Origin of the sequence: Cyanothece sp. BG0011 (genome assembly GCF_003013815.1) — a bacterium.
Lineage (GTDB): Bacteria > Cyanobacteriota > Cyanobacteriia > Cyanobacteriales > Microcystaceae > Crocosphaera.
The window spans coordinates 1-8,939 of record NZ_PRLH01000123.1 but is presented as its reverse complement, the minus strand read 5'-3'; the positions used below and the strand labels follow the sequence as shown (position 1 = coordinate 8,939).

At 38.4% G+C, this 8,939-nt stretch carries 6 protein-coding genes and 2 pseudogenes; 4 read left to right on the top strand and 4 right to left on the bottom strand.

Annotation, left to right across the window (positions count from 1 at the left end; genetic code table 11):
• Positions 1 to 779: pseudogene (locus C4E06_RS15860) on the bottom strand (hypothetical protein); the annotation flags it as partial.
• Between the two features lie 305 nt (positions 780 to 1,084).
• Here C4E06_RS15860 and C4E06_RS15855 point away from each other — a divergent pair.
• Together C4E06_RS15855 and C4E06_RS15850 are read left to right on the top strand one after the other, a co-directional pair.
• Positions 1,085 to 2,113 carry a DMT family transporter gene (locus C4E06_RS15855; protein WP_107668951.1) on the top strand — a complete coding sequence of 343 codons (1,029 nt, stop codon included), beginning with the start codon at positions 1,085 to 1,087 and terminating at the stop codon, positions 2,111 to 2,113.
• A gap of 162 nt (positions 2,114 to 2,275) precedes the next feature.
• Positions 2,276 to 2,659, top strand: coding sequence for a hypothetical protein (locus C4E06_RS15850; RefSeq protein WP_107668950.1), 384 nt, complete (start codon positions 2,276 to 2,278; stop codon positions 2,657 to 2,659).
• 149 nt (positions 2,660 to 2,808) lie between these two features.
• Here the strand turns inward: C4E06_RS15850 and cysC are convergent, their stop codons facing one another.
• The gene (gene cysC, locus C4E06_RS15845) at positions 2,809 to 3,390 is read right to left on the bottom strand and encodes an adenylyl-sulfate kinase (protein ID WP_107668949.1); all 582 of its coding nucleotides are present in this window, start codon (positions 3,388 to 3,390) and stop codon (positions 2,809 to 2,811) included.
• Positions 3,391 to 3,586: 196 nt separating this feature from the next.
• Here cysC and abc-f point away from each other — a divergent pair, with 196 nt between their 5' ends.
• Both abc-f and C4E06_RS15835 read left to right on the top strand, forming a co-directional pair.
• A complete protein-coding gene (gene abc-f, locus C4E06_RS15840; RefSeq protein ID WP_107668948.1) occupies positions 3,587 to 5,302 on the top strand; it encodes a ribosomal protection-like ABC-F family protein in 1,716 nt (571 codons plus the stop codon).
• Positions 5,303 to 5,505: 203 nt separating this feature from the next.
• Positions 5,506 to 7,173 carry an L-lactate permease gene (locus tag C4E06_RS15835; protein ID WP_107668947.1) on the top strand — a complete coding sequence of 556 codons (1,668 nt, stop codon included), beginning with the start codon at positions 5,506 to 5,508 and terminating at the stop codon, positions 7,171 to 7,173.
• A gap of 2 nt (positions 7,174 to 7,175) precedes the next feature.
• Here the strand turns inward: C4E06_RS15835 and cbiE are convergent, their stop codons facing one another.
• Together cbiE and C4E06_RS15825 are read right to left on the bottom strand one after the other, a co-directional pair.
• Positions 7,176 to 8,423: a precorrin-6y C5,15-methyltransferase (decarboxylating) subunit CbiE gene (gene cbiE / locus C4E06_RS15830; protein ID WP_107668946.1), complete on the bottom strand. Its 1,248-nt coding sequence runs from the start codon at positions 8,421 to 8,423 to the stop codon at positions 7,176 to 7,178.
• Between the two features lie 18 nt (positions 8,424 to 8,441).
• Positions 8,442 to 8,939 (bottom strand): annotated as a pseudogene (locus C4E06_RS15825) (hypothetical protein); the annotation flags it as partial.

Here is an 8,939-nt window from a genome sequence, read left to right as displayed (position 1 = left end):
AAAACAGCTACTCCTGCAGACACTTCATTTAATTCCTCAACAGTTTCTAGGGTCACTGTTTCATTAGGTGTGATTTCAGAAGCGGTGGGGACAACTATTTGTTGTTGCAAGGCTTGAATTTCTTGTGCATGAGATTGTTGGAGTTCTAGAATTTGAGCTTGATAAGCCGATTCAATCTCTTGAATTTGAGTTTGATGGGCTTGTTCTATTTCTTGTTGTTGATGTTGATGGCTATTGTCTAAATCTGCCATCGCTTGTTGATGAGATTGTTGTAATTGTTGAATCTGCGTTTGATACGCTTGTTCAATTTCTTGGATACGTTGTTGTGTTTCTTCTAAATTCTGGGAATTAGCGATATTGTTTTCTAATTCTTGAATTTTAGCTTGATAATTTTGCTCAATTTCTCTAATTTGACCTTGATAATACTGTTCAGTTTCTTGAATTTTCGTTTCTAGCTGTTCAACCCCTTGGCCGCGAGAGGCTAAAGACTGTAATTCTGCAATGGTTTGCTGGGCTTGAGTTAATTCTTCGTGTTGAGCTAGATTTTTTTCTTCGATCTCTTGGAGCTTACTTTGATACATCTGTTCAACTTGTTGAAGTTGAGTGGGAACCCCTTGTAATTCTTCTAGTTGTGTTTCTGCTTCTTTTAAAGCATTTTCTGTCCGTTCTAGTTTACTTTCTGTACTTTGTAGCTTACGCTTCGCTCCAGACGCACTTAAAAAATAAGTGGCGATCGCGCCAACCAATAAACTTATAACGATTGCAATACCAATTTCCATAAAATTTATCTCCAAAGTTTGGGTTTGGTTATGCTTAATATTCCCAGAATCTCTATTGTAATTAACAAGGGACTCTAACTGACGGCTATTCTTGGTTTCTGGCAATCGTGAAACTACCTTTTTGTACCTTGCGCCCTCTTTTCATCTTCTCTAATTTGCTCAACGGCATCCCCATTTTGTTAGAAATCTTTTCATAGTCATGAAGACTGGTCATTTGAAGGAGGCAGGGGGTTGGAAAGTCAACCTTAATAAAACTCAACAATTCGTTAAGATAGAAAGAATAATCTTAGTCAGATGTCTCATTTATGAACCTAACCTTTAATCGTTCGAGTTCCCTAAAGTCTGCTTTGCTACTGATTGCCCCATTTTTCCTTTGGGGAACAGCTATGGTTGCCATGAAGGGGGTTTTATCTCAAACGACCCCATTTTTTATGGCAGGGGTTCGCTTAGTTCCTGCGGGGGTTTTAGTGTTACTGGTCGCCTGGTGGTTAAAACGGCCTCAACCCCAAGGGATTAAAGCTTGGTTTTGGATCACTCTGTTTGCTTTATTAGACGCAACGATGTTTCAGGGATTTTTGGCCGCAGGGTTAACCCAAACTGGGGCTGGTTTAGGATCGGTCATTATTGATTCACAACCTTTAATAGTGGCTTTATTATCTTGTTGGTTATTTAGTGAAATTATTGGTTTTTGGGGCTGGATTGGTTTAGGGTTTGGGATTTTGGGAATCAGTTTAATTGGACTGCCAAAACAGTGGTTTGATGGTTTATTTTATAGTCAAACCTTTTCTCTGACATTTAATGGTTTAGACCTATTGAATAGTGGAGAATTGTTAATGTTATTAGCCTCCCTTTCTATGGCAGCAGGAACGGTTTGTATCCGTTATGTGAGTCGTTATGTTGATCCCGTTGTGGCTACTGGTTGGCACATGATTTTAGGGGGGATTCCCTTATTTTTGATGTCTGGAATGTGGGAGTCTCATCAATGGACAGAGATTAATTTACAAGGTTGGTTATCTTTAGGATATTCTACGATTTTCGGTAGTGCGATCGCTTACGGAATTTTCTTTTATTTAGCCTCTAAAGGAAATTTAACCAGTTTGAGTTCTTTGACTTTTTTAACTCCTGTGTTTGCGTTAAGTTTTGGTAACTTGTTTTTAAATGAAGTTCTCACTTCTTGGCAATGGATTGGAGTTAGTCTCACATTAATCAGTATTTATCTAATCAATCAAAGAGAAATGATCTCAAAACAATTACGTTATCTCCGTATTAAATTTTTAGGACTGTCTAAACGAACATGGGGAAAATTATCAGAAACTATTTTTTCCTGGCAGTAAACCACGTGGTAAACCAACAATTGATAGGTACATTTATCCTATGAGGCTATCATTGTAATTCATAGATTTTTTTAACCATTGGCAACATATTGATAGTTTGTGCGTCTTGGGAAAACAAGCTTGCTTTTAATCACTTGTTCCTCACTGATTTTTCCAATTCTCATGACTATTTTAAAATCTCTTTTTACTCCTTCAGTCTTGGCTGCTTTTTGCCTGTTAAGCTTACCGAGTGAAGCGGTAACCCGTTCGAGTTTATACCTTCCTAACAACAATTTTTGTGCGGTTTATCAGGGTAGAATTAACAATGAACATCAATTTGTTCTTTGGGTTAATCAAGAAGATCAATTAACGATTCAAGCCAATGATTATTTAGAGGTTGCTGTCAGTCATCAAGGAAATGTCATTCCTCCTTATCAAATAGATTCAGTGAAAACTCCGATGACTTCTCAATGGTTTTATCATCCCAAAGTTCAACGAAAACATATTATTTCAGTCAAAGGCAATACGTCTAAAGCTGATATTCGTTTTTGTCTTTATCGAAAATAATTTTTCCTATTAACGATACAATAAACCCCTCTTTTTTGAGGGGGGTTTGAGATTAAACATACAGCACATTGCAACAAGGATGAAATGAAAAAACGAGTAGGGGCATAATATATTATGCCCCTACACCCTATTCTATAAAGTGCTATAGATTAAACCGCAACTGGTTTAGCTAAATAACCCATTTCTTCGAGTTTTTGCCAAACTTTATTAACACTTTCTTCTAAAGTTTCGAGATCGGTGCGACATTCAACTTCAGGGTTTAACGGGGGTTCATAGGGATCATCAATACCGGTGAAGGATTTAATTTCTCCTGCACGGGCTTTTTTATATAATCCTTTGACATCACGATCTTCGCAGACATTCAAAGGTGCATTAACAAATACTTCCACAAAGTCGCCGATTTTGCCTTTGACTTCTTCACGAATCTCACGATAAGGAGAAATAGCAGAAACTAAGACAATGACACCGTTACGGGTGAGTAAGTGACACACAAAACCGATACGGCGAATATTGGTGTCACGATCCTCTTTAGAAAAACCTAACCCTTTGGTTAAATTGGTTCTAACGATATCTCCATCTAAGATTTCGAGAGAATAACCTGCATCTCTTAGTTTTTGCTCTAAGGCACGAGTGATAGTGGTTTTTCCAGCCCCACTTAATCCAGTAAACCAAACTGTTACGCCGCGTTTTTCCATGTTAATTTTAAACTGTTCTAGGATAATGGTTGTCATTAATTATGGATAGATTACCCTGAACAGGCAATAATGGCAATCTTTTTGTGAGAGATTAGTCAGAGAAAAATTTGCAGTTGTGCAAAATTAGTACAAATACCACAATTTTTCGGGACAATATTGTTTACACTGTATTTGAGATAAAGAAATTTGCTTTAACAAAGTTGCCCAGTAGCAGAACTCATTAGGACATTTAATGCTAAGACTCGAAAGAATCAGTAAAATTTACCCTAACGCAGAAGTGTTAAAAGACGTGACTTGGGAAGTTAACCCAGGGGAACGGATCGGTTTAGTCGGGGCCAATGGTGCAGGAAAATCTACCCAACTAAAAATTATTAAAGGGGAAATTGAACCCACATCCGGGGAAGTGATTCGTCCCAGTAGTCTTAAAATTGGTTATTTAACCCAAGAGTTTGAAGTTGAACCCACTCGGACCGTTAATCAAGAGTTTTGGACGGTGTTTTCTGAGGCTAATTCGGTACAAGATGAATTAGCTAAGGTGACTCAACAAATGGAAACGGCCGATCCCGATGAACTAGACGAATTAATTCACAAATTAGACGATTTACAACGGAAATTTGAAGCGTTAGACGGGTATGTGTTAGAAGCAGCGATCGCTAAAATTTTACCAGAAATGGGCTTTGAACTCGACGATAGTGAGCGGTTAGTCAGTGATTTTAGTTGTGGCTGGCAAATGCGCATGAGTTTAGGAAAAATTCTGCTTCAAGATCCAGATTTATTACTCTTAGACGAACCAACCAACCACCTTGATCACGAAACCGTTGAATGGCTAGAAGGTTATCTCAAAGGGCTAAATATTCCCATGGTGATTGTCTCCCACGAACGGGAATTCTTAAACAAAATCTGCACAAAAATTGTAGAAACCGAGCGAGGGATTTCGACGACTTACATCGGTAACTATTCTGATTATGTTGAGCAGAAAAACTTGAGCCGTGAAATTCAAGAAAACACCTATGAACGGCAACAAAAGGAAATCGCTAAACAACAAGAATTTATTGATCGCTTCCGTGCTAGTGCCACCCGAAGCACCCAAGCAAAAAGTCGTGAAAAGCAGTTACAATCGATGGACCGGGTAGACGCTCCTGTGGCTAAGGTTAAAACCGTTACCTTTGAGTTTCCTCCGGCTCCAAAAAGTGGCAAAGAAGTGGTGATTATCAAAGATTTAGTTCATACTTATGATGAGCAAATTCTTTTCTTAGAAGCTAATTTAACCGTTGAAAGAGGCGATCGCATTGCCTTTTTAGGTCCTAATGGTGCCGGAAAATCGACGTTACTTCGTCTCATTATGGGACTAGAAAAACCCAGTGACGGACTGGTGACTTTAGGCAAACATAATATTATCCCAGGCTATTTTGAACAAAACCAAGCAGAGGCTTTAGACTTAAATAAAACGGTCATGAATACCATTCATGATGAGGTTCCGGACTGGAAAAATGTTGAAGTCAGAAGTCTCTTGGGCCGTTTCCTATTCAGTGGTGAAACGGTATTTAAAAAAGTTGAAGGGTTAAGTGGGGGAGAAAAAGCTCGTCTTGCTTTGGTTAAAATGCTTTTACAACCAGCTAATTTACTGGTTTTGGATGAGCCGACGAATCATTTAGATATTCCGGCCAAAGAAATGTTAGAACAAGCCCTTTCTAAGTACGATGGCACGGTTTTATTAGTGTCTCACGATCGCTTTTTTATCTCACAAGTCGCTAATAAAATTGTCGAAATTCGTGATGGTGATTTAATTGTTTATCCTGGCAATTACTACTACTATTTGGAGAAAAAAGAAGAAGAACGATTAAAAGCTGAACAAGCAAAAATACAAGCTGACAAAGAAGCGAAAGCAGCCGCTAAACGAGCTAAACAAAGAGAAAAGCAAAAAGCTAAGAAGAAGAAAGCCGGATAATATTTAATATCTTCTTGATATCTCCTGTTTTTTGAAGACAGGAGATATCAAATTTTTGATCTCATGAGGTACACTTTTAATTCCTTACTATTGCCACCCCCTCTAACTCCCCCTCACAAAAGGGGGAGAACCCTTGCCTATTCCCTATTCCCTATTCCCTAAAACTAGACAACTTTGTACCTCACAAGTATGGGAACTGCTATATGAAATTATTACCCTATTATTTCCTAGCTTTAGCTCCGATTGTTACTGTATTTTTGTTATTAGTGGTGGCGAGACGACCGGCTAAAATTGCTATGCCCATCACTTATTTAGTAACGATAGTGATTGCCCTATTGATCTGGAAAACCCCCATATCGGTTATCGCTGCTTCGACGGTTGAAGGACTGGTAACGGCGGCCGAAATTCTTTACATTGTGTTCGGGGCTATTGTCTTGCTAAAAGTTTTACAGCAGTCAGGGGCGATCGCCAGCATTCGTCAAGGACTATTAGACGTTTCTCCTGATAAACGCATTCAAGCCATCATCATTGCTTGGTTGTTTGGAGGCTTTATTGAAGGTGCCTCCGGTTTTGGAACTTCGGCTGCTATTGGTGGCCCCCTATTAGTGGCCTTGGGGTTTCCGGCCTTAGCTGCGGCAATGGTGGCGTTAATTGCCAATAGCACCCCCGTAGTATTTGGGGCGGTGGGTATTGCGGTTTTATTAGGGATTAATACGGGATTAGAGGGAACTCCTGTCGTAGAGAATTACATCACACAACTCAACACCACCTATGCTGAATATTTCGAGCGTATCGTTATCAACGCAGGAATTTTAAACAGTATCGTCGGAACACTGATTCCTCTATTTGTCGCTGCTTGTCTAACTCGCTACTTTGGTCAACGTCGTTCCTGGAAAGAAGGTTTGAAGGTTTGGCCTTTTGCATTATTTGCTGGCTTTGCTTTTACCATTCCTTCAACTTTAACAGCTATTTTTTTAGGGCCAGAGTTCCCCTCCCTTGCCGGAGGTTTACTAGGTTTAGCCATTGTTGTCCCCTTGACTCGAAAAGGTTTTTTAACCCCTAAACAAGCTTGGGAGTTGCCTCCTAGAGAAGCTTGGGAGGATGGCTGGATGGGCAACTTAGGCAATGTTAGCAATAATGATCCAGTCTCAGAGATGTCCCTATGGAAAGCGTGGACTCCTTACGTTTTGGTCGGTTTATTTCTGGTACTCTCACGATTGCCCTTTTTACCTTTTAAGGAATGGTTGCGATCGCTTCGCTTCAGTTTTCCTACCCTCTGGGGAACTGAAATCAACATTAATTCTCAACCCCTTTATTTACCAGGAACTATTTTTTTCTTGGTGGTAATGGTGACTTATGTTATCTATCGAATGAAAACCCAAACCCTTAAACAAGCTACCCTCAATGCTGTCTCAACTTTGACAGGAACGGCCTTCGTTCTTGCTGCTGCTGTGCCGATGGCAAGAGTCTTTATTAACTCAGGGTTTAATGATTCAGGCCTCCCTAGTATGCCTTTGACTTTAGCGGATGGAGTGTCAACTTTAGCGGGTCAAAGTTGGCCTTTGTTCGCTCCGATGATTGGAGCAATGGGATCTTTTATCTCTGGTAGTGCCACAGTTAGTAATATGATGTTTTCTCTATTTCAATTTGGAGTTGCCACTGATATTGGTGTCTCCGCAGCGGTGATTGTCGCCTTACAAGCAATGGGAGGTGCAGCCGGAAATATGATTTGTGTGACTAATGTGGTGGCGGCTTTGGCGGCTGTCGGTTTAAGCGGTTGTGAGGGCAGTCTCATTAATCGAATGTTACTTCCTCTGGGTTATTATCTGATGGCTGCGGGAATTCTGGGTTTAATTGTTACTTCTCTATAACCTCACTCTTTTTTTTGAATTTTGACTAAAAATACAGGATTTAAAGGGGATAAACGAGTTAAATGAGCAATGGAAAGAGAGCGAGATATATTAATGTTTAATAGTTGATAATTCCAGTTATTTTTATTGATCCAATCTAAACTTAATGCTAAATTTTCTAAGGTTGCCAAGGCAATAATAATAATTCCATCTTTAACTAATTTTTCTTGACAAACATCTAAAATATCCATTAAATTTCCCCCACTGCCACCGATAAAAATTCGATTAGGATTCGGTAATGTTGATAATTTATCGGGGGCTTTTGTTTGAAACGATGTGATATTATTAACCTCAAATCGTTGACAATTTTTATTAATTAAATTAATACCCATTGCGGTTTTTTCAATGGCAAACACCTGACTTTTAGGACATAAACGAGCTATTTCGATAGAAACTGATCCCGTCCCTGCGCCAATATCCCAAATAATTTCTTGTGATTTTAAGCCTAATTCTCCTAAAATAATTGTCCTGATTTCTCGTTTTGTCATCAGTCCAGGACGATCTTTAAAACTTATAAAATAATGATCTTCTATACCCAAAATTGGTAAATTGTCAAGCTCTTGTTTAGATAAATTAATATTATTTGTACGTAATAAAATGACAACATTCAGCGCAGCAAACGGATAACTTGTATTCGCTAAAGTTTGAGGGGTAAAAGCGTTTACCTTTTCATCTGTATTTCCTAAATTTTCGCAGACCCAAATCTCATAATTAATCGGAATATTTAAATTGAGAAAAAGACGAGCGATCGCTTGAGGATTATTCTTACTATCTGTTAGGATAGCAATTTTTTCTACTCCTTGTTGGAAGCTGGTAATTAACTCATCTAAATGACGACCATGACCACTAATTATTTTAGCATCTTGCCAAGGGGTTTTAACCCGACTAAACCCTAATTGTATTGAACTAACCTGGGGGTAAAACTCTAATTCTTCTGAGTCAAACTGTTCTAATAATAATCGTCCTAAGCCAAAAAATAAAGGATCACCACTCACTAAAATTACAATAGATTGATGATAACTTTTAATGTGTTGAAGGGTTTTGATATCCTCATAAAAGTTACTAATAATGACCTTATCCCCAGGATGATCCCGAAAATAACTTAAATGGCGATCGCTTCCCATTAATAAGTTAGCAGTATCGACAATTTTTTGTACATTGATCGTTAAACTTTCTCTTCCATTTAAGCCAATTCCGACTACTTTAATCATAAATCTTTTAAAATAATATTAGGAACCTTTGGCTGATTTTTCGGTTAGTTGACTCTCCGCAGTTGGTTTACTTCCTGTGTTACGAACATTAACAAGTTTATTCAGTATATCAAACCAGAAAGAAGAACCCATAGAAATCGCAACAGCACTAATGATCAAACCTAAAAGCACTTTTACTATTTTAATTCCTACGAGGGGATAATTAAATCGTTTTTCAGTTTTTTCGGGTGGACTATTATTTTCTCTGCTATCACAAACACGCAAACCAAAAAGAGGAATATAATCAAGACTCGTTTGTTGTTGAAAATTGGTACAACTCCAACCTATAGGAAGAGATAGATTATCTAAGTTTTGTTCTGTTGTATTTTTGACACAACTTAAACTATTATCATCATCACAATTTTTTTGTAATTCTACTGCACTATTCACAATTGCTTCTCGTAAAATTCCATCCGTTGAGAGTCGACTAATCATATGAAAAGTGTCTGCATTCGCAAAAAGAGCAATAAAAAAACC

Bases quoted from the DNA above. Each gene is read 5' to 3' on its own strand.
- C4E06_RS15855 (WP_107668951.1), top strand. From the start codon at position 1,085: ATGAACCTAACCTTTAATCGTTCGAGTTCCCTAAAGTCTGCTTTGCTA.
- C4E06_RS15850 (WP_107668950.1), top strand. From the start codon at position 2,276: ATGACTATTTTAAAATCTCTTTTTACTCCTTCAGTCTTGGCTGCTTTT.
- cysC (WP_107668949.1), bottom strand. From the start codon at position 3,390: ATGACAACCATTATCCTAGAACAGTTTAAAATTAACATGGAAAAACGC.
- abc-f (WP_107668948.1), top strand. From the start codon at position 3,587: ATGCTAAGACTCGAAAGAATCAGTAAAATTTACCCTAACGCAGAAGTG.
- C4E06_RS15835 (WP_107668947.1), top strand. From the start codon at position 5,506: ATGAAATTATTACCCTATTATTTCCTAGCTTTAGCTCCGATTGTTACT.
- cbiE (WP_107668946.1), bottom strand. From the start codon at position 8,423: ATGATTAAAGTAGTCGGAATTGGCTTAAATGGAAGAGAAAGTTTAACG.